Source organism: Micromonospora sp. NPDC000207 (assembly GCF_040300925.1).
Classification (GTDB): Bacteria; Actinomycetota; Actinomycetes; order Mycobacteriales; family Micromonosporaceae; genus Micromonospora.
Genome location: NZ_JBEPEQ010000030.1, coordinates 16,984 through 40,967 on the forward strand (window position 1 = coordinate 16,984; position 23,984 = coordinate 40,967).

Genomic DNA, 23,984 nt, shown 5'->3' on the forward strand with positions numbered 1-23,984 from the left:
GCGCGTACCGGCAGGACCGGCCGACCCCGGCGGCGGCGACCCGCCGTCCGGCCGCCACCTCACCATCGCGTCCCGCGCGGACTACGCTCGACATGACGGGGGACCGGTCGGGCGAGCGGAACGGGTATTTCGATGAGCGTGAGACGGATCATGGGCACCGAGGTCGAGTACGGCATCTCCGTGCCCGGTCAGGTCGGTGCCAACCCGATGGTCACCTCCTCGCAGGTGGTCAACGCCTACGGGGCGCGCCCGGAACTCAACCGTGGCGGCCGGGCCCGCTGGGACTACGAGGAGGAGTCGCCGCTGCGCGACGCCCGGGGCTTCACCTACTCGGGCGCCGTGTACGACCCGGCGGAGGCGCTCGCCGACGAGGACCTCGGGCTGGCCAACGTCATCCTCACCAACGGTGCGCGGCTCTACGTCGACCACGCCCACCCCGAGTACTCCACGCCCGAGGTGACCAACCCCCTCGACCTGGTCCGGTGGGACAAGGCGGGGGAGCGGGTGATGGCCGAGGCCGCCCGGCGGGCCGCCACCATCCCGGGCACCCAACCGATCCACCTCTACAAGAACAACACCGACAACAAGGGTGCCAGCTACGGTGCCCACGAGAACTACCTGATGCGCCGCCAGACGCCGTTCGCCGACATCGTCGCGTACCTGACGCCGTTCTTCGTCACCCGGCAGATCGTGGCCGGTGCCGGGCGGGTGGGCATCGGTCAGGACGGCGGGCAGAGCGGTTTCCAGATCTCCCAGCGGGCCGACTTCTTCGAGGTGGAGGTGGGGCTGGAGACCACCCTCAAGCGCCCCATCATCAACACCCGGGACGAGCCGCACGCCGACGCCGACAAGTACCGACGCCTGCACGTCATCATCGGCGACGCGAACCTGTCGGAGATCTCCACGTACCTCAAGCTCGGCACCACCGCGCTGATCCTCACCATGATCGAGGAGAAGGCCCTCACCCCGGACCTGGGCATCGCCGATCCGGTGGGCGAGTTGCGGGCGGTCAGCCACGACCCGTCGCTGACCCACCGGATGCGGATGCGCGACGGTCGTCGACTGACAGCGTTGGACGTGCAGTGGGCGTACTACGAGCGGGTCCGTTCCTTCGTGGACGAGCGGTACGGCGCGGACGCCGACGAGCAGACCCTCGACGTCCTGGCCCGCTGGGAGGCGGTCCTGGACCGGCTCGGCCGCGACGTGATGCTCTGCGCCGACGAGCTGGACTGGGTGGCGAAGCTGCGTCTGCTGGAGGGCTACCGGGAGCGGGAGAACCTCTCCTGGGGTTCGCACAAGCTGCAACTGGTCGACCTGCAGTACTCCGACGTCCGGCCGGAGAAGGGGCTCTACCACCGGCTGGTGCAGCGCGGTTCGATGAGGACGCTGCTGGACGCCGAGCTGACCCGGACCGCGATGACCGAGCCCCCGGAGGACACCAGGGCCTACTTCCGCGGCCGGTGCCTGGGCCAGTACGCCTCCGAGGTGGTCGCCGCGAGCTGGGACTCGGTCATCTTCGACGTGGGGCGGGAGTCGCTGGTGCGGGTTCCGATGATGGAGCCCGAGCGCGGCACCCGTCAGCACGTCGGTGCGCTGTTCGACAGGTGCGAGAGCGCCAAGGACCTGTTGGAGTCGCTGTCGGGCGGCTGAGGGCCCGTCGGCGGCGTTCGCGGGGGTCTTCAACCGGCTCCCGCGAGGTAAGTTCATCGCAGGAGACCGTGCAGGTGACAGCGACCATGCAGGAGGCACCAGATGGCCACTCGTGACGGCGGGCAGTCCCAGTCGGGCCGGTCCCGGGAGACCGAGGAGATCGAGGACGTCACCACCGAGGCGAACCCGGAGGTCGCCGAGCGGCACGCCGAGATCACCGAGGACGTCGACGACCTCCTCGACGAGATCGACTCCGTCCTGGAGGAGAACGCCGAGGAGTTCGTGCGGGGTTACGTCCAAAAAGGCGGCGAGTGAGACTCGATGATCGCGCCGGGCGGGTGCGCGGGATAGTCTGCTTCATCTGCAACGGTGGTCCTGGCCGGGCCGTGACAGATCTGCGCGGCCGGCCGGGGCGATCACGTACCTGAGAGGAACCACGTGGCAGCGGCTTTCGATCCATCCGGGCGTCTACCAGTTGCGTTCACCGACTCGGGGACGTCCTCCTTCACGACCTTCCTGAGCCGGGTCGCCCCCGAGATGCTGCCCGGACGGCGGCCGCTACCGCCCGGGACGGCCGCCGAGCTGTCGCCGCACGCCACCACCATCGTGGCCATCGCCGCCTCGGACGGGGTGGTGCTGGCCGGTGACCGGCGGGCCACCATGGGCAACATGATCGCCCAGCGGACCATGGTGAAGGTCCACCCGGCCGACGCGTACTCCCTGGTCGGTATCGCCGGTTCGGCGGCGATCGGGCTGGAGATGATGCGACTGTTCCAGGTGGAGCTGGAGCACTACGAAAAGATCGAGGGCGCGATGCTCTCCCTCGACGGAAAGGCCAACCGCCTGGCCGCGATGATCCGGGGCAACCTGGGCGCGGCGATGCAGGGCCTCGCCGTGGTGCCGCTCTTCGCCGGCTACGACCTCGCCGCGACCGACCCGACCCGGGCGGGCCGGATCTTCAGCTTCGACGTCACCGGCGGCCCCTACGAGGAGTACGGCTTCGACGCGGTCGGCTCCGGATCGATCTTCGCCAAGTCGGCGCTGAAGAAGCGGTACCGGCCGGGCGTCACCGTCGACGAGGCAGTCCGGCTGGCAGTGGACGCGCTCTACGACGCCGCCGACGACGACACGGCCACCGGCGGGCCGGACCTGATCCGCCGGATCTACCCGGTGGTGATGACCGCGACGGCCGGGGGCACCCACCGCCTCGGTGAGGAGGAGATCTCCGCGCTGGCCGAGAGCGTGGTCACCGCCCGCCGGGAGAACCCGGGCGGCTGACGCCCGCCGCCGTCCACCGCAACCAGTCGTCACCCACGTGCCCTGAAGGAGAACCGCCGCCGTGGCCATGCAGTTCTACGCCTCGCCCGAGCAGATCATGCGCGACCGCTCCGAGCTGGCCCGCAAGGGCATCGCCCGGGGCCGCAGCGCTGTGGTCCTGAGCTACGACGACGGGGTGCTCTTCGTCGCGGAGAACCTCTCCAGCGCCCTGCACAAGGTCAGTGAGATCTACGACCGGATCGGCTTCGCCGCCGTCGGCCGGTACAACGAGTTCGAGAACCTGCGCCGCTTCGGGGTCCGTACCGCCGACCTCAACGGCCTGGCCTACGACCGGCGGGACGTGACGGGCCGCGCCCTGGCCAACGCCTTCGCCCAGATCCTCGGCACGATCTTCACCGAGCAGTCCAAGCCGTTCGAGGTGGAGATCTGCGTGGCGCAGGTCGGGGCCAGCGCCGCCGACGACGAGCTCTACCGGCTCACCTACGACGGGTCGGTCAACGACGAGCCGGGCCGGATGGCGATGGGCGGTCAGGCCGAGGCGATCACCGGGGTGCTGAAGTCCCACCACCGCCCGGAGATGTCCCTCGGCGAGGCGGTCAAGGTGGCGGTGCAGGCGTTGAGCAGCGTCGGGGGCGAGCAGGGCGCGGCCCGGACCATCGCCGCCGAACAGCTCGAGGTGGCGGTGCTGGACCGACGCCGGGTGGGACGGACCTTCCGCCGGGTCACCGGGGCGGCGCTGACCGCCCTGCTCGACGGCGACGCGGAGCCGACGGTGTCGAGCAAGGCGGACACGCCGCCGACGCCGACTCAGGAGGCGGGGAAGCCGACCTCGTCGGCGGGCTCCGCCGACCTGGAGGGGCAGGACGGCGAGACGCCGCAGAAGTAGCAGGTCGCGGGAACGACGGGCCGGAGGGGATCCCCTCCGGCCCGTCGCCGTCGCCGACGGTCGCGGCGAAGTGGACGGTCGACGGGGCCGACGCCGCCCGTTCGGGGTGTCGTCCGGGCGGTGTGGGCGGTTTCCCCGGGGGCGAGCAGTGCCCATCCGGGGCCTCGGGCGGCTAGTGTCACATCATGGAGCGGCGAATCTTCGGCCTCGAGACCGAGTACGGCGTCACCTGCACCTACCGGGGGCAGCGTCGGCTGTCGCCCGACGAGGTCGCCCGGTACCTGTTCCGGCGGGTGGTCTCGTGGGGCCGGTCGAGCAATGTGTTCCTGCGTAACGGGGCCCGGCTGTACCTGGACGTGGGGTCGCACCCGGAGTACGCGACCCCGGAGTGCGACTCGGTGGTGGACCTGGTGACCCACGACCGGGCCGGTGAGCGGATCCTGGAGGGCCTGCTCGTCGACGCGGAGAAGCGGCTGCACGACGAGGGCATCGCGGGCGAGATCTACCTGTTCAAGAACAACACCGACTCGGCCGGCAACTCGTACGGCTGCCACGAGAACTACCTGGTGTCCCGGCACGGCGAGTTCGGTCGGCTGGCCGACGTGCTGATCCCGTTCCTGGTGACCCGCCAGTTGATCTGTGGGGCGGGCAAGGTGCTCCAGACCCCCCGGGGAGCGGTGTACTGCCTCTCCCAGCGGGCGGAGCACATCTGGGAGGGGGTCTCCTCGGCGACCACCCGCAGCCGGCCGATCATCAACACCCGCGACGAGCCGCACGCCGACGCCGAACGGTACCGGCGACTGCACGTGATCGTCGGCGACTCCAACATGAACGAGGTCACCACCCTGCTGAAGGTGGGCACCGCCGACATCGTGCTGCGGATGATCGAGGCGGGGGTGGTGATGCGGGACCTCTCCCTGGAGAACCCGATCCGGGCGATCCGGGAGGTGTCGCACGACATCACCGGGCGACGCAAGGTGCGACTGGCCTCCGGCAAGGAGGTCAGCGCCCTGGACATCCAGCAGGAGTACCTGGCCAAGGCGACCGAGTTCGTCGAGCGGCGGGGCGGGGACCAGACCGCCAAGCGGGTGGTGGAGCTGTGGGGTCGGGTGCTGCGCGCCGTGGAGACCGGCGACCTGGACCCGGTGGCCCGGGAGATCGACTGGGTCTCCAAGCTGAAGCTGATCGAGCGGTACCAGCGCAAGCACGACCTGCCGCTGTCGCACCCCCGGGTGGCCCAGATGGACCTGGCCTACCACGACCTGCGGCGGGGACGGGGCCTGTACGGCCTGCTGGAGCGGCGCGGTCAGGTGGACCGGGTCAGCACCGACCCGGAGATCTTCGAGGCGAAGGAGACCCCGCCGCAGACGACCCGGGCGCGGCTGCGGGGCGAGTTCATCCGGCACGCCCAGGAGAAGCGCCGGGACTTCACCGTCGACTGGGTGCACCTCAAGCTCAACGACCAGGCGCAGCGGACCGTCCTGTGCAAGGACCCGTTCCGGGCGTACGACGAGCGGGTCGAGCGGCTGATCGCCAGCATGTGAGCCGACGACGAGCGGGCGTACCGGTGGACGTCGTACCGACCACCGGTACGCTGGTCGGGTCATGACGAGTGTTGAGCCTCCGGACCGCCCCGGTGACGACGTCGAGCCCCGCAACTGGGTGGACCGTCGTCGGGAGCGGATCCGCGACGAGATCGCCCGTAACCGCCGTGGTGAGTACACGGTCCCCACCTGGGTGTTGGCGGTCGCCCTGGCGGCGATGGTCGGCGGGTGGCTGGCACTGGTCTTCCTGGTCTGAGCCGCCCGCCCGCCGCAGGCTCCCGGCGGTAGCCGCCCGGCGGATCCCCGTCGTGGTCGCCCCAGGCTCCTCGCCGTGGCCCCGATCGCCTGCCGTTGCCGCCGGGCCGGCCGCCGTCCCGCCCTACCCGGTGTGCGCCCGCGCCGCCGTCGGCAGTCCCGGTCAGCCGAGCAGGCCCACCGCGTGGCGGCCGGCGGCAGCGGCGGCCAGAAAGTACGCGTGGTCGGCGTCGAGTCCCCGGCCCATGGTGGACAGGGTCACCGGTACGGCGCGCAGGGCGGCGTCCAGCCCGTCGGTGTGGACGCGTACCACATGGTGTCTGTCGGTCAGCCCGGCGAGCGCGGCGTCGACCTGCGCGGCCAGCGCCGGTTCGAGCCCCTCGGGGACGACAAGGTCGGCGGGGGCGAGGGCGACCCGCCCGTACGCGGTCAGGCTGTGGTGGGACACCCCCTGGTGCCGGGGGCGCGGGTCGGCGTCGGAGATCCGCAGGGAGCCGACGGCCCAGCCGCCGAGCACGGCGACGGCGTTGACCGCCTCCCCGACGGCCACGCCGGAGAATCCCCACCGGGTTCCGGTGCCGAGGTTGCCGGGCCCCTGGGCGACGATCGCGACGTCGGCGTGCAGCACGTGTCGGGCGGCGAGCAGCCCGGTGTGCAGGGTGGCGGCCTCCAGGTCGCCGCCGAACGCCTGCCCGACGCTGACAGTGCCGACGAGGTGGTCGCGGAGTCCGTCCAGGGTGCGGGAGAACCAGGCGGGCAGCGCCCCGCCGTCGGTGAGCAGGTACGCCACCCGGGCGTCGGGGGCGTCGGCGCGGATGCCGGCGAGGACGGCCGGCAGCGCCGAGTGCAGGTCGGCGGTGACCACCGGCATCCCGTCGAGGCTGTCGGCGGCGGCCAGCACCTCCCGGTGCGGGGAGGCCTCCTCGTCGACCCCGAGCAGGATCGGCTGCAACGGGGTGTAGCGGGCCTTGACCAGGTGTCCGGCGTCGCGGGAGTCGACCACCTGCGGCGGGTCGGCCGGCAGTCGGTCGGGCAGCGCGACGACCAGGGCGTACCCGCCGGTGCCCAGCCCCATCAGCAGTGCAGCGGCGTTGAGCAGCACCCGGTCCCCGGGCTCGGGGTGGCCCACCAGGTGGGGGTAGGCCAGGGCCCGCATCGGGGTCCCGTCGGCCAGCCGTACCTCGAGTTCCGTCGCCCCGGTCCACTGCCGGCGGACTGTCGTGACCGTACCGGACCGCCATCGCACCATAGCCCGGCACGCTAGCCGGTCCCACCCACCACACCGGCCCCGGGGCGGACCCTTCCAGAGTTGATCAAGGGGTTTGCGTCAGAGACGTGCTCCGATCTGACGCAAACCCCTTGATCGACGCAGCAGGACGGCGGCGGCAGGGGGCGGCAGGGCGGGGGCAGGGGGGGCGGCAGGGGGGTGGGGAGGGGGCGGTGGGGTGTGTGGGGGGTGCGGGTGGGCTGCTAGCGTTTGGGCCGTGTCTCGGAGCCGCACCGAACGCCTGGTCAACCTGGTGATCTGCCTGCTGTCCACGCGACGGTTCCTGACCGCCGCGCAGATCGCCGCGACAGTGCCCGGATACGAGCACGACCCCGACGATCCGAAGGACCACGAGGCCTTCCAGCGCAAGTTCGAGCGGGACAAGGCCGAGCTGCGGGAGCTGGGCGTACCCCTGGAGACCGGGACGGCGAGCGTCTTCGACGCCGAGCCCGGCTACCGGATCGCCCCCCGCGAGTACGCCCTGCCCGACATCCCGCTGGACCCGGGTGAGGCCGCCGCCGTCGGCATCGCCGCCCGTCTGTGGCAGCACGCCGGGCTCTCCGCCGCCGCCTCCTCCGGGTTGGCGAAGCTGCGCGCGGCCGGGGTGGACGTGGACCCGCAGGCCACCCTCGGCCTGGAACCGATGGTGACTGTCGACCCCGCGTTCGCCCCGTTGACCACCGCCGCCCGGGACCGGCGTGAGGTGAGCTTCGACTACCGGGCGCCCGACCGGGACGCACCGACCCGCCGCCGGGTGCAGCCGTGGGGGGTGGTCTGCTGGCGGGGCCGCTGGTACGTGGTCGGACACGACCTGGACCGGGACGCGACCCGGTGTTTCCGGCTGTCCCGGATGGTCGGCGCGGTCCGCACTGCCGCGAAGGCGGACGCCTACCAGCCGCCCGTCGGGGTGGATCTGATCAGTCACGTGGCCCGCTGGTCGGGGCCGGTGGAGCGGACCGGTCGGGCGACGGTGCTGGTCGCCCCCGGACGGGCCGCCGGTCTGCGGCGCTGGGCGGTGCAGTCCGGCAGCGGCCCGGAGGGCGACCGGTTGGTCCTGCCGTACGCCGACCCGGAGTCCCTCGCCGGTCAGCTGGTCGGGTACGGCCCGGACGTGCGGGTGCTCGACCCTCCCGAGGTCCGCGACGCTGTCGTGCACCGGCTCCGGGAGATCGTCGCCCGGCACGCCGAGTTGGCGCCCGCCGGAGGGGTCCGGTGACCCGCCCGTCCGCCCGGGGTGGCTCCCGGGCCTCCGCCGACCGGCTCGCCCGGTTGCTGAACCTGGTGCCCTACCTGCTGGCCCGGCCCGGTATCGAGATCGCCGAGGCGGCCGGGGACCTGGGCGTCACCGAGCGGCAGCTGCGTGAGGACCTGGAGCTGCTCTGGGTGTGCGGGCTGCCCGGTTACGGCCCCGGTGACCTCATCGACATGGCCTTCGACGGTGACCGGGTCACCATCACCTACGACGCGGGCATCGACCGGCCGTTGCGGTTGACCCCCGACGAGGCGTTGGCCCTGGTGGTGGCGTTGCGGATGCTCGCCGAGACCCCCGGGGTGGCCAACCGGGACGCTGTGGAACGCGCTCTCGCCAAGATCGAGAATGCGGTCGGTGACCTGGCCGGCGCCCCGGTGGCGGTCCGGCTGGCCGGTGACAACGAGCGGGTCCGTGAGCTGCGCGACGCCGTGCAGCGGGGTCGGGCGTTGACCATCACGTACTACACCGCCGCCCGGGACGAGACCAGTGAACGGGTCATCGACCCGCTGCGGATGCTCTCCGTCGAGGGCCGGGCCTACGTGGAGGCGTGGTGCCGTCGGGCCGAGGCGGTACGCCTGTTCCGGGCCGACCGGATCGACGCCTTCACCGAACTCGACGAGGTGGCCGCCGTCCCGTCGCAGGCCCGTCGCACCGATCTCACCGACGGGGTGTTCCGCCCCGCCCCCGACCTGCCGCTGATCACCCTGCGGGTGGGTCGGGGCGGGCGGTGGATCACCGAGTACTACCCCTGCGAGCGGGTGGAGCGGGGTGACGGGGACCGGTGGCTGGTCTCGATGCGCGTCACCGACCTCGGCTGGGCCCGCCGGTTCGTGCTGGGCCTCGGGTCGGACGTCACGGTGGTAGCCCCCGACGAGCTCGTCGAGCAGGTACGCGCCCAGGCCGTCGCGGCTCTCGACGCGTACACCGACCTGCCCGCTCCCGCCGCCGGGTGAACCGCGGGCCCCGGCCTGCCGGGCGCCGACCGCCGTCGGTCGGTAGGCTGACCCGGTGGTGATGTGGATCGTGCTCGCGGTGGTGTTGTTCGCGTTGGTCGTGCTGGCCCTGGTCGCCCGTCCGGTGCTGCTCCGGTTGAACGGGTTGCGCCGTGCGGCGACGACCCTGCAGGGACGGGCGGCCGAGGCGGAGGCGCTGCGTGTGTCGGCCGAGGCGCTCCAACAGCGGGCCGAGGTGCTCCAGGACAAGGTCGTCACCGCCCAGCGCCGCATCGCCGTGATCAACGCCAAGCGGGGTGGCTGACAGTCGGCACCCCCTCGGGCGGGGTCGGCGTCGCTGCCCACCGGGCGGTGCAGGTGGTTGACGGGAGATCCCACCGTGGTCGAGACTTCACCGGCCGGGACGAACCACCCCGACCGGCGGATGGCACGGCCCCGTTTCGCACGTACGATGGTCGCCGAGCCACCCTGGTGGAGACACAGAGCGACTGGAGCTTCCGATGCACGCCCTGAAGCCGTGGCACATCGCCGTTCTCGTGGTTGTGCTGATCCTTCTCTTCGGCGCGAAGCGGCTGCCGGACGCGGCCCGGTCGCTCGGCCGGTCGCTGCGGATCATCAAGGCCGAGACGAAGAGCCTGCGTGACGACGACAACCTGGCCGACAAGGCCGACGCGCAGGCCGGCTACCAGCCGTTGCAGCAGCAGCCGCCCGCGCAGGGCCAGCCGTTCCACCCGCAGAATCCGCAGCAGCAGCAGCAGTACGCCGCCCCCCAGCAGCAGCCGTACGCGCCCCCGGTCGTCGACCCGGTGCAGCGCACCCGCGACAACTGACCGAAGGGCCTCACCGTGGCCTTCGCCCTGAAGAAGCGCGGCCCGAGCACCTTCGAGCGGGCCTCCGACGGCTCGATGACCCTCATCGAGCACATCCGTGAGCTGCGCACCCGCCTGTTCCGTGCCTCCCTGGCGGTGGCGGTCGGGCTGATCGCCGGGTTCGTCGTGGCCCAGGACGTGTTCGACCTGCTGGCGCAGCCGTACTGCCGACTCCCCGGGATGACAGTCGACGGGGAGTGTCAGAACTTCCTGATGCTCTCTCCGGCGGACGGGTTCGTCCTCAAGCTCAAGATCGCCCTCTGGGTCGGGTTGATCCTCGGCGGGCCGGTCTGGCTCTACCAGCTGTGGGCGTTCATCGCCCCGGGTCTGCACCGCCACGAACGCAAGTGGGCGTACGTCTTCGTGGCCATCGCGGCCCCGCTGTTCGCCGCCGGGTCGCTGCTGGCGTACTTCGTTGTCGACAAGGGGTTGGCGTTCCTGTTGGAGGCCGGTGTCACAGGCACCGACTCCCAACTGGAGGTGACCCGTTACATCTCCTTCGTCACCAACATGATCCTGCTGTTCGGGGTGGCCTTCGAGTTCCCCCTCACCCTGTTGATGTTGAACTTCACCGGGGTGGTGAGCGCCCGCCGACTGCTCAGCTGGTGGCGGGTCGTGGTGTTCATCTGCTTCGCCTTCGCGGCGGTGGCCACCCCCGACCCCGGTCCGTTCGGCATGATCCTGTTGGCGTTGTGCCTGTGCCTGCTCTACTTCGTCGCGGTGGGTGTGGCGTTCCTCAACGACCGACGCAAGGGGCGCGGCAAGGAGATGTACGCCGGTGTCGACGACGACGCGGCCTCGCCCCTGGACGTCGACCGGGAGCCGGTAGCGGCGGGTCAGCGCGTCGAGGCCTCGGCCCCGGTCGCCGCGCCCGAGTCGATCGCCCGACCGGATCCGGTCACCCCACCGACGTCGATCGAGCGCCGGTACGACGACGTGACCTGACCGCCCGCGTACCGCTACGACCCGCCGGCGAACACCGGAGCGGGTCGTAGCGGTTTTCGGCAGGTCCGTGATGATCGCCCCCTGTCGGGGTAGGAGGTGATCCACGGACCCGACGAAAGGTGTGTCATGGAGCTTGCTTTCCTCCGTCCCCTGTTCGCCGAGCCGGGCCCCTGGGCCTCGGTTTACCTCGACGCCAGCCGGACCGGTGAGAACGCCGGTCACGAGGTCGACCTGCGCTGGCGGGCCCTACGTGAGCAGTTGACCGCCGAGGGGGCCGACCAGGCCACCCTGGACGCGCTCGACACCACGCTGCGGCAACCTCCCTTCCTGGCCGGGCGGCACGGACTGGCGATGTTCGCCCGTGACGGTGAGGTGGTGCTCGTCGAGCCGTTGGCCGCGCCGCCCCCTGTCGACGTGGCCGCGTACGGGCCGCTGCCCCACGCCATGCCGCTGGTCGCCCAGCGGGGCCGGCAGGTGCCCTACGTCCAGGTGCTCGCCGACCGGACCGGAGCCGACCTGTCCGGGCGGTGCGTCGGCGGGACCCCCCGGGAGCAGACCGTCGACGGCGGCGAACAGTGGCCGCTGCGCAAGGTCAACGCCGGTGGCTGGTCGCACAGCCGTTTCCAGCAGGCAGCGCAGGAGTCGTGGCGGCGTAACGCCGGTGACGTCGCCGCAGCGGCGGCCGACCTGGCCGAGACCGTCGACGCCGAGGCGATCGTGGTCGGTGGTGACGTCCGGGCGGCCCAGCAGGTGGTCGAGCAGCTCCCGGTCCGCTGGCAGGAGCGGACCGTCCGGACCGACCTGGGTTCCCGGGGTCCGGGGGCGGACCCGGCGGGGCTCGACGAGGTGACCGACACCGCCGTCACCGAGGTCGCCGAACGGTACACCCGGGCTGTGGTCGACAGGTTCCGGGCGCAGCGCGCCGACGACGGGGCCAGCGCCGGCCTGTCGGCGGTGGTGGACGTGTTGCGCCGGGGGCAGGCCGACACCGTGCTGATGGCCGACGTTCCCGACTCGACCGAGCGGCTCTGGGTGGCCCCTGACGACCCGATGGCCCTGGCGGTGGAGGCGGCCGAGCTGCGCGCCGCCGGTGTCCAGGACCCGGTCGAGGTACGCGCGGACGCGGCGCTGCTGCGGGCAGTGGTCGGCACCGGAACCCAGCTGGTCCTGGTCGACCGGGAGCAGGTGCCGCTGCGTGACGACATCGGCGCGGTGTTGCGCTACGCCGACGCGAGTACGCCCACCGCCTGATCACCGGCCCCCCCGTGGACGGTCGGTCGGCGGTACGGTGCTGGCCGTGACCGACGCCGACCGACTGTCCCGCGCCGACGCCCCGGTGGCCGTCCTGCTCAACCCGTCGGCCGGCCGGGGCCGACATCGTGACCTGTTACCCGACCTGGTGCGTCGGTTGGGTGCCGTGGACCGCCCGGTGCGGGTGCTCACCGCCCGGACCGCCGAGGCGGCCGAGGCCGAGTGCCGGGCCGCCGTCACGGCCGGGGCCGGTGCCGTGGTGGCTGTCGGCGGGGACGGCACCGTGCACCGCGCGGTGCAGGCGGTCGCCGGAGCCGGGGTGCCCTTCGGGATGGTGCCGGCGGGGACCGGCAACGACCTCGCCGCCGATCTGGGGGTGCCGGCCGATCCCCGGGCGGCGGCGGACGCTGTCGTCGCGGCGCTGCGTGCCGGGCGGACCCGGCCGGTGGACCTGGCCCGGATGACGTGCCCCGACGGCGCGGGTCGGTGGTTCGCGACGGTGCTCGCCGCCGGATTCGACGCGATCGTCAGCGAACGGGCCAACCGGATGCGGTTCCCCAGCGGACCCCGCCGGTACGACCTGGCGATCCTCGCGGAGCTGGCCCGACTCCGGCCCCGCCGCTACACACTGCGCCTGGACGGGGTGCAACAGCGGGTGGAGGCGGTGCTGGTGGCGGTGGGCAACGGCACCTCCTACGGCGGCGGCATGCGGATCTGCCCGCACGCCGACCTGACCGACGGGCTGCTCGACGTCGTCGTCGGCGGCCGGTTCGACAGGAGGACCCTGCTGCGGGTCAAGCCGCGCCTGTACCGGGGCACCCATGTGGAGCATCAGCTGGTGCACACCTACCGGGCCCGGACGGTGGAGCTGGCCGCCGAGGGGATCACCACCTACGTCGACGGGGAACGCGCCCTCGACCTGCCCGTCACGGTGACCGCCGTCCCGGGTGCCCTGCGCCTGCTGTGCTGAGGGGGCGGTGCGGCGGTCACGGGGACGCGGGCGGGTCGGCGGGGTGGGTGAGCCGGTCGAGCCACTCGGTGAGCAGGCCGGCCTCGGCCGGGGTGAAGCGCTGCGGGGTGAGACCGGGCAGCGCGGCGCGCAGGGCGACGGCGTGTCGGGCCGGGTCGGCCCCTCGGGTGGCCAGCGCGCGGGCGGCGACGGAGTCGGTGACCAGGGTGGCGAGCAGCGCCTCCCGGGTACGGGTGGACAGCCCGTGGTCCCGGTCGACCGGCGGGGTGCGGATCAGTGCCAGGGTGATCCCGCAGGCGGCGGCGTGCAGGACGGCTGTCGCCCCGGTCACGGCGGTGCGCAGCCGTCCCGCCTCGGCGACCCGCTGCACCAGCTGGTGCAGGATGTCGGCGGCCACCCGGGCGGCGGTGGAGGTTCGCCCGGGGTCGGGGTCGCCGTACATCAGGGCGTGGCAGGCCGGCTCCGCCACCCCGAATCCGACCTGGACGTCCCACCCCCGGCGGAGGTCGTCCACCGGGTCCCCGGCGGGGCCGTCGGCGGCCTCGGCGTGCAGGTACTCGGCGAACCGGTAGCTGGCCGCCGCGTCGAGCAGGCCCCGCATGTCGCCGAAGTGCCGGTAGATGGTCGGGGCCTGCGCACCGGCGGCCCGCCCCACCGCCCGGGTGGTGACCGCAGCCCGTCCACCCTCGACGAGCAGGGCGGCTGCGGCCCGGACGATGCGGTCCCGTGACGGAGCGGCGCTGATCATGACAGCGACGATAACGCGATCATGAAAGCAGTGCTGGCCAACACCGCTCACAGGGGGACGCTAGCGCCGCTAACCCTCCGCCGTCGGCGGGCGAACGGCCAGGTCGAGCACTGCGCCGAGCCCGCTGCGTCGGCCCGGCCCGACGGCCGGCAGCACCAGCACCGCACATCCGGCCGCCACCGCCCCCGCGTCGGCAGGGGTGTCCCCGACCATCACCGTCTCCTCCGGGTCCACCCCGAGCATCCCGCAGGCGCGCAGGAAGATCCCCGGGTCGGGCTTGCAGCGCCCCACCTCGTAGGAGAGCGCGTACGCGTCGACGAGGCCGTCGAGGTCCCAGGCGGCGAACAGGGGGCGGACGTCGAACCCGATGTTGCTGACCACCCCGACCCGCACCCCGGCCTCCCGCAACGCGGCCAGGACCGGCCGGGTCTCCGGATACGGCACCCACCCGTCGGGGCGCAGGACCCGGTCGTAGAGCGCCTCGGCGAACCCCTCGATCCCGGCGTCGACGGTCTCGGCCAACCCGGTGTACGCGGCCCGGTGCGCGTGCTCGTAGAGGTCCCGGTCGGCCCAGAGTTCGGCCAGTCGGGGCGGCACCCGGGCGGGCAGGGGACCGCCCGCACGTCCGGCCGTCACCAACCGATCCGCCAGCGAGGTGGCCTTGATCCGGTCCAGGGTCGCCCCGCACTCCCGTGCGGCGGCCAGCACCCACTCGTGCGCCTCCTCCACCTGGGCGAGGGTGCCGTGGAAGTCGAAGAGCACCGCCGCGACGGGGCGACGGTACGGCTCGGTGGCGCGGGACGAGGGTGGTTCGGCATGATCCGACACGCCGTGCACCCTACCGACCCCCTTCGTGGGGTCCGCCGGACGGCCTTGAGGGGCCGCCGGAGACGGGACGCACTAATCTTGGTGCCATGTCGAGCCCCGCCGAGCGGTACGCCGCCGCGCGCCGTCGCGCCGCGCAGGCCAACGAGTTTCCGGCGTTGCACGAGTTCGCCCTGGGGGTGGGGTTCGACCTCGACGACTTCCAGCGGGAGGCCTGCCAGGCCCTGGAACGGGGCAGCGGGGTGCTGGTCTGCGCCCCGACCGGGGCGGGCAAGACGGTGGTCGGTGAGTTCGCCGTCCACCTGGCGCTGTCGGGGCCTGCCCCGGCGGAGGCGACCGCCGGGCAACGGCGCAAGTGCTTCTACACCACCCCGATCAAGGCGTTGTCCAACCAGAAGTACCACGACCTGGTGGAGCGCTACGGTGCCGACCAGGTCGGCCTCCTCACCGGGGACAACGCCGTCAACGGCGACGCTCCGGTGGTGGTGATGACCACCGAGGTGCTGCGCAACATGCTCTACGCCGCGTCGAGCACCCTGGACGGCCTGGCGTACGTGGTGATGGACGAGGTGCACTACCTCGCCGACCGGTTCCGCGGCGGGGTCTGGGAAGAGGTGATCATCCACCTGCCCGAGTCGGTCACCCTGGTCTCCCTGTCGGCCACCGTCTCCAACGCCGAGGAGTTCGCCGACTGGCTGGTCACCGTACGCGGTGAGACCACCGTGGTGGTCAGCGAGCACCGCCCGGTGCCCCTGTGGCAGCACATGCTCGTCGGCAAGCGGATGTTCGACCTGTTCCACGACGCCGACGCGGCCCGCAAACACGACGTCCACCCCGAACTGCTCCGCTACACCCGCGACACGCTGCGTCGACTGGAGGTCGCCGACGGGCGGGGGGCAGGCTGGGGCCGGCGCGGCCCCCGCTGGAAGGGCCCGCTGCGCCCGGACATCGTCGACCGCCTCGACCGGGAGGGGCTGCTCCCGGCGATCCTGTTCATCTTCAGCCGGGCCGGGTGCGACGCCGCCGTGCAGCAGTGCCTCGCCGCCGGGCTGCGCCTGACGTCCCCGGAGGAACGCACCGAGATCCGCCAGGTCGTCGAGTCCCGGATCACCGCCATCCCCGGCGAGGACCTGACGGTGCTCGGCTACTGGCAGTGGCTCGACGGCCTGGAACGCGGCCTGGCCGCCCACCACGCCGGCATGCTGCCCGCCTTCAAGGAGATCGTCGAGGAGCTCTTCGTCCGGGGCCTCGTCAAGGCGGTCTTCGCCACCGAGACCCTGGCCCTGGGCATCAACATGCCGGCCCGCTGCGTCGTACTCGAACGGCTGGTCAAGTACAACGGGGAGGCCCACGTCGACCTGACCCCGGGGGAGTACACGCAGCTCACCGGGCGGGCCGGGCGGCGCGGCATCGACGTCGAGGGACACGCGGTGGTGGTGTGGTCCCCGGAGACCGACCCCCGGCACGTGGCAGGCCTCGCCTCCACCCGGACCTATCCGCTGCGCTCCAGCTTCCGGCCGTCGTACAACATGGCGGTGAACCTGGTCGGCAGCGTCGGGGCGCAGCCGGCCCGGGCGCTGCTGGAGTCGTCGTTCGCCCAGTTCCAGGCCGACCGGTCGGTGGTCGGCCTGGCCCGGCAGGTGCAGCGCAACGCCGAGACCGTCGAGGCGTACGGCGTCGAAGCCGAGTGCCACCACGGGAACTTCGACGAGTACTTCGCCCTCCGGGTGGCCATCGGTGACCGGGAGCGGGCCCTGGCCCGGGAGGGACAGCACCAGCGCCGGGCCCAGGCGGTCACCGCCCTGGAACGGCTGCGCGTCGGTGACGTGATCCGGGTCCCCTCGGGACGCCGGGCCGGCCTGGCAGTGGTCCTCGACCCGGCCACCGGGGGCTTCGGTGAGCCGCGACCGCTGGTGCTCACCCAGGACCGGTGGGCCGGACGGGTCACCCCCGCCGACTTCACCACCCCCGCCGAGGTCCTCGCCCGGATCCGGGTTCCCAAGCACTTCAACCACCGCCTCCCGGCCGCCCGACGCGACCTCGCCGCGCAGATCAGCGCCACCGGTCTGGACCGGCGGGGCAGCCGCCGCAGCCGGGGCCGGGGCAACGGCGAGGACCACCGGCTCACCCAGCTCCGTGGCGAGCTGCGCCGACACCCCTGCCACGCCTGCCCGGACCGGGAGGAGCACGCCCGCTGGGCGGAACGCCGACGTCGCCTCGAACGGGACACCGACGAGCTGCGCCAGCGCGTCGCCGGGCGGACCGGTTCGCTGGCCCGCACCTTCGACCTGATCGTCGCCCTGCTGACCGGGCGGGGGTACCTCACCGCAGACGGGACGGTCACCGACGCGGGACGGATGCTGGGGCGGATCTGGAGCGAGGCGGACCTGCTGGTCGCCGAGTGCCTCCGGTCCGGGGTGTGGGACGGACTGTCCCCCGCGGAGCTTGCCTCGGCCGTCTCGGTGGTGGTCTTCGAGGCCCGCCGCGACACCGACGAGCGGGCGTCGCTGCCACGCGGCGGCGTCGCCGACGCCGTGGACGAGACGCTCAAGCTGTGGAGCGGCATCGAGGCCGACGAGGCGGGACGGGGGCTGGCCGTGACCCGCGAACCCGACCTGGGGTTCGCCTGGCCGATCTACCGGTGGGCCCGAGGCGAGACGCTGGCGAAGGTACTGGCCAGCGGCCACCAGGTCGACGGCGAGATGCCCGCCGGGGACTTCGTCCGCTGGGCCCGGCAGGTCGTCGACCTCCTCGGTCAGATTTCCGACTCCGGCGGCGCCTCGACGCAGTTGCGGGCCACCGCCCGGCAGGCGATCGCGGCCGTCAACCGGGGGGTCCTGGCCTACCACGCCGCCACCTGAGGCACCGGCACCGACATTTCGCCCCGACGCTTTTCCGGCACATCCCCATAAGTAAGTCCTTGACCCCCGCCCACCGCAGAATCGACGCATCGTTGCGTCACCACAACAGCACCCCCCGGATAACCGAGGGGGTGCTGTTGTGCCTGGTCGGGGCGGCGGCGATCATATGTGCGCGCGGCCGGCAAACACGTGCCGTCATTGTGGGAAAGGGCCGTCGTGGCGGAGATCAGTCATTTCGAATACGGGTGGATCACACCGGCGCTCAGCTACGCGCTGTCGGTGTTGGGGTCGGTGCTGGGCCTCGTCTGCGCGGGACGCATCCGCACCGCCCGCACCAGCCGGGAACGCCTCTGGTGGGGCCTGCTGAGCGCATGGGCCCTCGGCGGCACCGCCATCTGGTCCATGCACTTCATGGCGATGCTCGGGTTCGCCGTACCCGGCACCCGGATCCGGTACGACATCCCGATCACCCTGGCGAGCACCGTGATCGCCGTCGTCGCCGTCGGGATCGGCCTGCTGATCGTCGGCTCCGGCCGGCTGACCGTGCCGAAGGTCCTCGTCGGCGGGCTCTTCGCCGGCGCCGGGGTCGCCGCGATGCACTACACCGGCATGGCGGCCATGCAGCTCAACGGCACCTTCGGCTACGACACCACCCGGGTGGTCATGTCGGTGGTGATCGCGGTGGTGGCCGCCACGGCGGCGCTCTGGCTCGCGATGACCGTCCGGCGCCCGCTGGCCATCTTCGGCTCCGCGCTGGTGATGGGGGTGGCGGTCAACGGGATGCACTTCACCGGGATGAGCGCCCTGTCGGTGCACCTGCACCCGCGTACCGGCGAGGTCAGCGGCACCACGGTCAGCACCCTGCTCGCCCCGATCGTCCTCGCCGTCATCTTCGTGGTGATCGGCCTGGTGTACGCGCTGATCGCCGCGCCCACCGAGGAGGACCGGGCCGCCGCGGCTTACCTGGACGCCCGCTCGGCGCAGGCCCGGGAGGCAGCCGCCCAGCCGCCCCAGGCCGCACCGGACCCGGTCGGGCTCCGCCACCGGTCCAGCCTGGCCCGCCCGGGCGCCCAGTTCCCGTCCCGCCGCAACCCGCCCCCGCCGCAGAGCTGACCCCGGTGCGACCCCGGCAACCGGTGCCGGGGTCGCACCGGGGTCACCGGGCGGCGTCGGTGAGCGCGTCCACCAGCCGGCGACACGACCCGGCCAGATTCCACAGCTGCGCCAGCTCCATCAGCCGATCCGGATCGGCCGGCTCCGCCGGCAGCGCGGTGGCCAGCTCCGGCAGGGGCACGTCCCGGGCCACCCGGACCACCGTCGGTGCCACCGCCAGGTAGCCCCGGGCGGCGACGAGCTTGGCGCGCAGCCCCGGAGCGAATCCGGACCCGGCGTCGTCGAGCGCGGCGAGGATCCCGTCCAGGTCGCCGTATCTGTCGAGCAGCCGGGCCGCGGTCTTCTCGCCGACCCCGGACACCCCGGGCAGGCCGTCGCTGGGATCCCCGCGCAGCGCCGCGAAGTCCGCGTACGCCGCCGCAGGCACCCCGTACCGGGCACGGACCGCCGCGTCGTCGCAGTCGTCGAGCTTGGCCACCCCACGACCCACGTAGAGCAGCCGCACCCGCCGGGCGTCGTCGACGAGCTGGAACAGGTCCCGGTCCCCGGAGACCACCTCCACCGGCGACGGTTGCGTGGTGGCCAGGGTGCCCAGGACGTCGTCGGCCTCGTAACCGTCCGCCCCGACGGCGCAGATCCCCAGTGCGGTGAGCACCTCCGTCACCATCGGCACCTGGGGGCTCAGCGTGTCCGGGACCACCTCACCGCCGGCTTCGGCGACCCGGTGCGCCTTGTACGAGGGCAGCAGGTCCACCCGCCATCGGGGTCGCCAGTCGTAGTCGAACGCGCAGACCATCCGGTCGGGTCGGCGGGTACGGACGAGCTGGGCGAGCATGTCGAGGAACCCGCGTACCGCGTTGACCGGCTGGCCGTCGGCGGTGCGGGCCGCCGACTCGGGGATCCCGAAGTAGGCGCGGAAGTACAGGCTCGGCGCGTCGACGAGCAACAGGGGTCGGTCTGCCACACCGTCAGCCTCGCACAACCCGCCGACACCGCCGGACACGGCGCACGGCCCGTCAGACTGCGTACCCGGGGGGTGGGCCGGCACCCGAACGGCCGTTAAGCTCGTGCGGTGACTGTCGACCGGATCCTGCCCACCGACGAAGCCCACGACCTGCTCGACCTCACCACCGAACTCGCCGACCGGGAACTCGCCCCCCGGGCCGCGCAGTACGAGGAGCGGGCCGAGTTCCCCCGCGAGGTGCTGCGGACCCTGGGCCGCGCCGGCCTGCTCGGTCTGCCGTACCCGCAGGAGCACGGCGGCGCAGCCCAGCCCTACGAGGTCTACCTCCAGGTGCTGGAGATCCTGGCCGGCCGGTGGCTCGCGGTGGCCGAGGCGGTCAGCGTGCACACCCTCTCGTGCTATCCGCTCGCCCGGTTCGGCACCGACGAACAGCGCAAACTCCTGCCGGACATGCTCGACGGGGAACTGCTCGGGGCGTACTGCCTCTCCGAGCCGCAGGGCGGGTCCGACGCCGCCGCCCTGACCACCCGGGCCGTCCAGGACGGCGACACCTACACCGTCACCGGCACCAAGGCGTGGATCACCCACGCCCGGGTCGCCGACTTCTACAACGTCTTCTGCCGGACCGGCGGGCCCGGTCCCAAGGGGATCTCCTGCCTGCTCGTCGACCGGGCCACCGACGGTCTGTACCCGCAGACCGCCGAGAGGACCATGGGCCTGCGCTCGTCACCGGTGGCCCAGGTGGTCTTCGACGCCGCCCGGGTCCCCGCCGACCGGCTGATCGGTGGAGCGGGGAGCGGGTTCACCATCGCGATGTCCGCCCTGGACGCCGGTCGGCTCGGCATCGCCGCCTGCGCCGTCGGCCTCGCCCAGGCGGCCCTCGACTACGCCGTCGGCTACGCCCGGCAGCGACAGCAGTTCGGGAGGGCGATCATCGACTTCCAGGGGCTGGGGTTCACCCTCGCCGACCACGCCACCCAGATCTCCGCCGCCCGGGCCCTGCTGTTGTCAGCCGCCCGGCTGCGCGACGCCGGTCGCCCGTACTCGATCGAGGCGGCCAAGGCGAAGCTCTTCGCCACCGACGTGGCGATGCGGGTGACCACCGACGCGGTACAGGTGCTCGGCGGCGCCGGGTACGTCCTCGACCACCCCGTCGAGCGGTACATGCGGGAGGCCAAGGTGCTCCAGATCGTGGAGGGCACCAACCAGATCCAGCGCCTGGTCATCGCCCGTTCCCTGGCCCGGGACTGACAGCACTCCGCGACTGCCGACGGTGCCCCCGGTCACCCACCGGCACCGTCGGTGCCCCGGGCCGTCGCGTGGGAGCGCTTTTGCGGGTAGGTTGCACGCCGTGGAGGAGATCGACCGCGCCATCGTCACCGCGCTGACCGCCGACGGCCGCCTGTCCTACACCGACCTGGCCGAACGGGTGGGGCTGTCGGTGTCCGCGGTGCACCAGCGGGTCCGTCGGCTGGAGCAGCGTGGGGTGATCAAGGGGTACGCCGCCCGGGTCTCGTTCGAGGCCATGGACCTGCCGTTGACGGCGTTCGTGGCGATCCGGCCCTTCGACCCCTCCCAACCCGACGACGCCCCGGAACGGCTGGCCCACCTGCCGGAGATCGACTCGTGCTACTCGGTGGCCGGGGACGACTTCTATCTCCTGTTGGTCCGGGTGGCAAGCCCCGTGGACCTGGAGCGGGTGCTGCAGGAGATCCGTACCAAGGCGAACGTGACCACCCGGACCACTGTGGTGCTCTCCACCCCGTACGAGGGGCGCCCGCCCCGGATCACCGGGGGACCGGTCACCAGGTCGCGTCCCCGTCCGGTGGAGGGTGGTTCCAGCGCAGGATGACCTGCCGGCCGTGTTCGTGGCCGAGGACGCTCACGGTGGCGGTGTCCAGCCGGAGCCGACAGCCCTCCCGGGGTGACAGGCCGATCCACCGGGCACCGGCCACCCGCAGGCTGTGGGCGTGTGCCACCAGCGCGACGTCGCCACGACCCAGGTGACCGACGGCCCGGGTGAGGACCTGGTCCAGGCGACGGCCGACCTGTGCGGGTGACTCTCCGCCGGGACATCCGTCGGTCCAGAGGTCCCAGTCGGGGCGTTCCTCGCGGATGTCGGCGGTGGTGCGACCCTCGTACGCGCCGTAGTTCCACTCGGTGAGGTCCTCGTCGACCTCGTCGACCGTCAGTCCGGCCAGGTCGGCGGTGTGCAGCGCCCGTCGGCGGGGGCTCGCCAGCACGGCGGCGAAGGGGCGTCCGGCGAGCAGGGTCCGCAGGGCGCGGGCCTGCCGTCGGCCCTCCTCGGTCAGGTCCAGGTCGGTGTACGAGGTGTGCCGGCGGGTGGCGCTCCAGGCGGTCTCCCCGTGCCGGATCAACAGGATCTGCCCCATGGGCCCAGGCTAACCAGCCCCCGGGACGGGAATCGATCCAGTCTCCTAGGACGCGGGACGACCTGTGCTTGTCCGCACCGTCCCCCGTGGGCGTGGCCACCCTCGCACCGCCCGGGGGACGAACGGCAGGTTTCCGGTGACCCCCCGCCGGGGAACCTGTGGTGCATCGACATCTGATCCCCGATGCGGGCGGACCGTAGGAGGCGACATGAGCTTCACCGACAAGGCGAAGAACAAGGCGGAGGAGCTGACGGGCGCCGCCAAGGAGCGGATCGGCAAGGCGACCGACAACGAGGGCATGCAGGCCGAGGGTGCCGCCCAGCAGAGCGAGGCCCGGGCCAAGCAGGCGGGCGAGCACGTCAAGGACGCCGGCCGCAACGTCCGGGACGCCTTCAAGAGCTGACCCGAGCGCACCAGCGGGGCCCGGAGGACATCCTCCGGGCCCCGCTGCCGTCCCGCACACCTCCCATCCCCTAGTGTCCTAGGAAGGCCTAGGGGGTGTGACCCTCCGGGTCACCCAGAAAAACCTCAAAGCCCTCCGGCTACGCCGAAGGGCTTTGTTCGAGGATCAGGTCAGTTGTCGCGGTGCTGCTGCCACCACCGTCGGCCCGCCTCGGGCAGGGTGTCGATCGGGTCGTAGTAGGCGTACCGCTTCTCCAGGGCGACCAGGTCGTCGGACTCGATGGAGGTGCGGTAGTTCTTGGTCCAGTAGGAGATCCCACGTTCCCGGTCGTAGTCGGTGAGCATGTGCACCCACCGTTTGCCGACGAAGGGGACGTCGCAGACGATCCTCGGGGTGGCGTATCCGGGCAGGTAGCCCATGATGTCGTGTTGCAGCTGCTGGGCGTACCCGACGGGGACCCGCCAGTGTTCGGCGTGCGGGATCATGTCGCACAGGTAGAAGTAGTACGGCAGGATCCCCGCCTCGCCCTGGAGCGCGAAGCAGAGGTCGAGCAGGTCCCGGCCGGTGGCGTTGACCCCACGGAGCAGGACGCCCTGGTTGCGGACGTCGCGGACGCCGACGTCGAGGGCGGTCTGGGCGGCCCGGGCGACCAGCGGGGTGAGCGACTGGGCGTGGTTGACGTGGGTGTGGATGGCCAGGTTGACTCCGCGCCGCGCCGCCGTCCGGGCGACCCGTTCCAGTCCCTCGACGACGTCGGGCTGGAGCCAGTGCTGGGGAAGTCCCATCAGCGCCTTGGTGGCCAGCCGGACGTCCCGGACGGTCTCGATCCCGAGCAGGCGCATGAGGTACGACTCGAGGTTGCGCCAGGGCACGTTCGCCACGTCTCCGCCGGAGACGACCACGTCCCGGACGCCGGGGTGCGCCTTGAGGTAGTCGATGTGGGCGTCGTAGCGGTCGACGGGCTTGAGGGTGAGCTTCAGTTTGTCGACGGCGGGGGTGGAGTTGCCGACGAGGTCCATCCGGGTGCAGTGCCCGCAGTACTGCGGGCAGGTGGAGAGGAGTTCGGCGAGGACCTTCGTGGGGTAGCGGTGGGTCAGCCCTTCGGCCACCCACATGTCGTGCTCGTGCAGGGAGTCGCGGCTGGCGTACGGGTGTGACGGCCAGTCGGTGCGTCGGTCGGAGGCGACCGGGATCATGTAGCGGCGTACCGGGTCGGCGCGGAGGGCGTCGGTGTCGACCGGGGCGAAGGGCACCATCGTGTTGATCATTTGTGGTGTCACCAGCATGGACATGGTGGCCAGGCGGCGTTGGTCGGCGTCGACGTCGGCGTAGAAGGCGTCGTCGACGAGGTCTGCGAGGACGGTGCGGAGCTGTTTGGTGTTGCGGACGCAGTTGACCCGTTGCCACTGGGCGGACTCCCACTGCTCGCGGGTGACGTCGCGCCAGCCGGGGAAGCGGGTCCAGTCCGGTTCGATCAGCGGGGTGCGTCGGTATTCGTAGGGTTGGGCGGTGGCGCGGGGGCCGGGGATGGTCTCGGTGGGGTGTGTCCGGGTCACG

General features: G+C 72.5%; 24 protein-coding genes. 18 read left to right on the forward strand and 6 right to left on the reverse strand.

All coding sequences use genetic code 11. The features are described from left to right. Nucleotides 1–132 precede the first annotated feature (132 nt). The 6 genes from dop (at nucleotide 133) to ABT336_RS10095 (ending at nucleotide 5,614) form a co-directional block, all read left to right on the forward strand. Complete coding sequence (gene dop / locus ABT336_RS10070; protein ID WP_350896176.1) at nucleotides 133–1,650, forward strand: depupylase/deamidase Dop; 1,518 nt, start codon at nucleotides 133–135, stop codon at nucleotides 1,648–1,650. Nucleotides 1,651–1,752: 102 nt separating this feature from the next. Continuing rightward, nucleotides 1,753–1,965: a ubiquitin-like protein Pup gene (locus tag ABT336_RS10075; RefSeq protein ID WP_350896177.1), complete on the forward strand. Its 213-nt coding sequence runs from the start codon at nucleotides 1,753–1,755 to the stop codon at nucleotides 1,963–1,965. Nucleotides 1,966–2,088: 123 nt separating this feature from the next. Then, complete coding sequence (gene prcB / locus ABT336_RS10080; RefSeq protein WP_350896178.1) at nucleotides 2,089–2,928, forward strand: proteasome subunit beta; 840 nt, start codon at nucleotides 2,089–2,091, stop codon at nucleotides 2,926–2,928. 61 nt (nucleotides 2,929–2,989) lie between these two features. After that, nucleotides 2,990–3,814, forward strand: coding sequence for a proteasome subunit alpha (prcA, locus tag ABT336_RS10085; RefSeq protein ID WP_350896179.1), 825 nt, complete (start codon nucleotides 2,990–2,992; stop codon nucleotides 3,812–3,814). A gap of 185 nt (nucleotides 3,815–3,999) precedes the next feature. After that, complete coding sequence (gene pafA / locus ABT336_RS10090) at nucleotides 4,000–5,358, forward strand: Pup--protein ligase (protein WP_350896180.1); 1,359 nt, start codon at nucleotides 4,000–4,002, stop codon at nucleotides 5,356–5,358. A 61-nt stretch (nucleotides 5,359–5,419) separates the two neighbouring features. Then, nucleotides 5,420–5,614 (forward strand): hypothetical protein, encoded by a 195-nt coding sequence (locus ABT336_RS10095; protein ID WP_350896181.1) that lies wholly within the window; start codon nucleotides 5,420–5,422, stop codon nucleotides 5,612–5,614. A gap of 162 nt (nucleotides 5,615–5,776) precedes the next feature. Here the strand turns inward: ABT336_RS10095 and ABT336_RS10100 are convergent, their stop codons facing one another. Further along, nucleotides 5,777–6,862, reverse strand: coding sequence for a DUF3866 family protein (locus ABT336_RS10100; protein ID WP_350896182.1), 1,086 nt, complete (start codon nucleotides 6,860–6,862; stop codon nucleotides 5,777–5,779). Nucleotides 6,863–7,097: 235 nt separating this feature from the next. Here ABT336_RS10100 and ABT336_RS10105 point away from each other — a divergent pair, with 235 nt between their 5' ends. The 7 genes from ABT336_RS10105 (at nucleotide 7,098) to ABT336_RS10135 (ending at nucleotide 13,120) form a co-directional block, all read left to right on the forward strand. Continuing rightward, nucleotides 7,098–8,096 (forward strand): helix-turn-helix transcriptional regulator, encoded by a 999-nt coding sequence (locus ABT336_RS10105; RefSeq protein ID WP_350896183.1) that lies wholly within the window; start codon nucleotides 7,098–7,100, stop codon nucleotides 8,094–8,096. Further along, entirely contained in the window at nucleotides 8,093–9,085 is a 993-nt protein-coding gene (locus ABT336_RS10110) for a helix-turn-helix transcriptional regulator (protein ID WP_350896184.1), read from the forward strand. Before ABT336_RS10105 ends, ABT336_RS10110 begins: the two co-directional genes overlap by 4 nt. A gap of 61 nt (nucleotides 9,086–9,146) precedes the next feature. After that, entirely contained in the window at nucleotides 9,147–9,389 is a 243-nt protein-coding gene (locus tag ABT336_RS10115; protein WP_502891147.1) for a hypothetical protein, read from the forward strand. Between the two features lie 196 nt (nucleotides 9,390–9,585). Then, nucleotides 9,586–9,915: a Sec-independent protein translocase subunit TatA gene (gene tatA / locus ABT336_RS10120; RefSeq protein ID WP_350896186.1), complete on the forward strand. Its 330-nt coding sequence runs from the start codon at nucleotides 9,586–9,588 to the stop codon at nucleotides 9,913–9,915. 15 nt (nucleotides 9,916–9,930) lie between these two features. Beyond that, nucleotides 9,931–10,899 carry a twin-arginine translocase subunit TatC gene (tatC, locus tag ABT336_RS10125; protein WP_350896187.1) on the forward strand — a complete coding sequence of 323 codons (969 nt, stop codon included), beginning with the start codon at nucleotides 9,931–9,933 and terminating at the stop codon, nucleotides 10,897–10,899. Nucleotides 10,900–11,025: 126 nt separating this feature from the next. Continuing rightward, nucleotides 11,026–12,150: a baeRF2 domain-containing protein gene (locus ABT336_RS10130; RefSeq protein WP_350896188.1), complete on the forward strand. Its 1,125-nt coding sequence runs from the start codon at nucleotides 11,026–11,028 to the stop codon at nucleotides 12,148–12,150. A gap of 46 nt (nucleotides 12,151–12,196) precedes the next feature. Further along, a complete protein-coding gene (locus ABT336_RS10135; protein ID WP_350896189.1) occupies nucleotides 12,197–13,120 on the forward strand; it encodes a diacylglycerol kinase family protein in 924 nt (307 codons plus the stop codon). A gap of 16 nt (nucleotides 13,121–13,136) precedes the next feature. Here the strand turns inward: ABT336_RS10135 and ABT336_RS10140 are convergent, their stop codons facing one another. Both ABT336_RS10140 and ABT336_RS10145 read right to left on the reverse strand, forming a co-directional pair. Continuing rightward, nucleotides 13,137–13,868: a TetR/AcrR family transcriptional regulator gene (locus ABT336_RS10140; RefSeq protein WP_350896190.1), complete on the reverse strand. Its 732-nt coding sequence runs from the start codon at nucleotides 13,866–13,868 to the stop codon at nucleotides 13,137–13,139. 69 nt (nucleotides 13,869–13,937) lie between these two features. Next, complete coding sequence (locus tag ABT336_RS10145; protein ID WP_350896191.1) at nucleotides 13,938–14,705, reverse strand: HAD family hydrolase; 768 nt, start codon at nucleotides 14,703–14,705, stop codon at nucleotides 13,938–13,940. A gap of 77 nt (nucleotides 14,706–14,782) precedes the next feature. Here ABT336_RS10145 and ABT336_RS10150 point away from each other — a divergent pair, with 77 nt between their 5' ends. Together ABT336_RS10150 and ABT336_RS10155 are read left to right on the forward strand one after the other, a co-directional pair. Further along, complete coding sequence (locus ABT336_RS10150) at nucleotides 14,783–17,554, forward strand: DEAD/DEAH box helicase (RefSeq protein ID WP_350896192.1); 2,772 nt, start codon at nucleotides 14,783–14,785, stop codon at nucleotides 17,552–17,554. A gap of 216 nt (nucleotides 17,555–17,770) precedes the next feature. Beyond that, complete coding sequence (locus tag ABT336_RS10155; protein WP_350896193.1) at nucleotides 17,771–18,667, forward strand: MHYT domain-containing protein; 897 nt, start codon at nucleotides 17,771–17,773, stop codon at nucleotides 18,665–18,667. Nucleotides 18,668–18,710: 43 nt separating this feature from the next. Here ABT336_RS10155 and ABT336_RS10160 read toward each other — a convergent pair whose 3' ends face one another. Beyond that, complete coding sequence (locus ABT336_RS10160) at nucleotides 18,711–19,631, reverse strand: 5'-3' exonuclease (protein ID WP_350896194.1); 921 nt, start codon at nucleotides 19,629–19,631, stop codon at nucleotides 18,711–18,713. Between the two features lie 108 nt (nucleotides 19,632–19,739). Here ABT336_RS10160 and ABT336_RS10165 point away from each other — a divergent pair, with 108 nt between their 5' ends. Beyond that, nucleotides 19,740–20,882: an acyl-CoA dehydrogenase family protein gene (locus ABT336_RS10165; protein WP_350896195.1), complete on the forward strand. Its 1,143-nt coding sequence runs from the start codon at nucleotides 19,740–19,742 to the stop codon at nucleotides 20,880–20,882. A gap of 100 nt (nucleotides 20,883–20,982) precedes the next feature. Further along, nucleotides 20,983–21,483 (forward strand): Lrp/AsnC family transcriptional regulator, encoded by a 501-nt coding sequence (locus tag ABT336_RS10170; RefSeq protein WP_350896196.1) that lies wholly within the window; start codon nucleotides 20,983–20,985, stop codon nucleotides 21,481–21,483. Here the strand turns inward: ABT336_RS10170 and ABT336_RS10175 are convergent. Further along, nucleotides 21,434–22,024, reverse strand: a complete 591-nt coding sequence (locus ABT336_RS10175; protein ID WP_350896198.1) for a histidine phosphatase family protein — start codon at nucleotides 22,022–22,024, stop codon at nucleotides 21,434–21,436. The genes ABT336_RS10170 and ABT336_RS10175 overlap by 50 nt on opposite strands. Before the next feature lie 208 nt (nucleotides 22,025–22,232). On the opposite strand from ABT336_RS10175, the gene ABT336_RS10180 reads away from it, so the two are divergent. Beyond that, nucleotides 22,233–22,427, forward strand: coding sequence for a CsbD family protein (locus ABT336_RS10180; RefSeq protein WP_350896199.1), 195 nt, complete (start codon nucleotides 22,233–22,235; stop codon nucleotides 22,425–22,427). 170 nt (nucleotides 22,428–22,597) lie between these two features. Here ABT336_RS10180 and ABT336_RS10185 read toward each other — a convergent pair whose 3' ends face one another. Then, nucleotides 22,598–23,983 (reverse strand): KamA family radical SAM protein, encoded by a 1,386-nt coding sequence (locus ABT336_RS10185; RefSeq protein WP_350896200.1) that lies wholly within the window; start codon nucleotides 23,981–23,983, stop codon nucleotides 22,598–22,600. Nucleotide 23,984 lies beyond the last annotated feature (1 nt).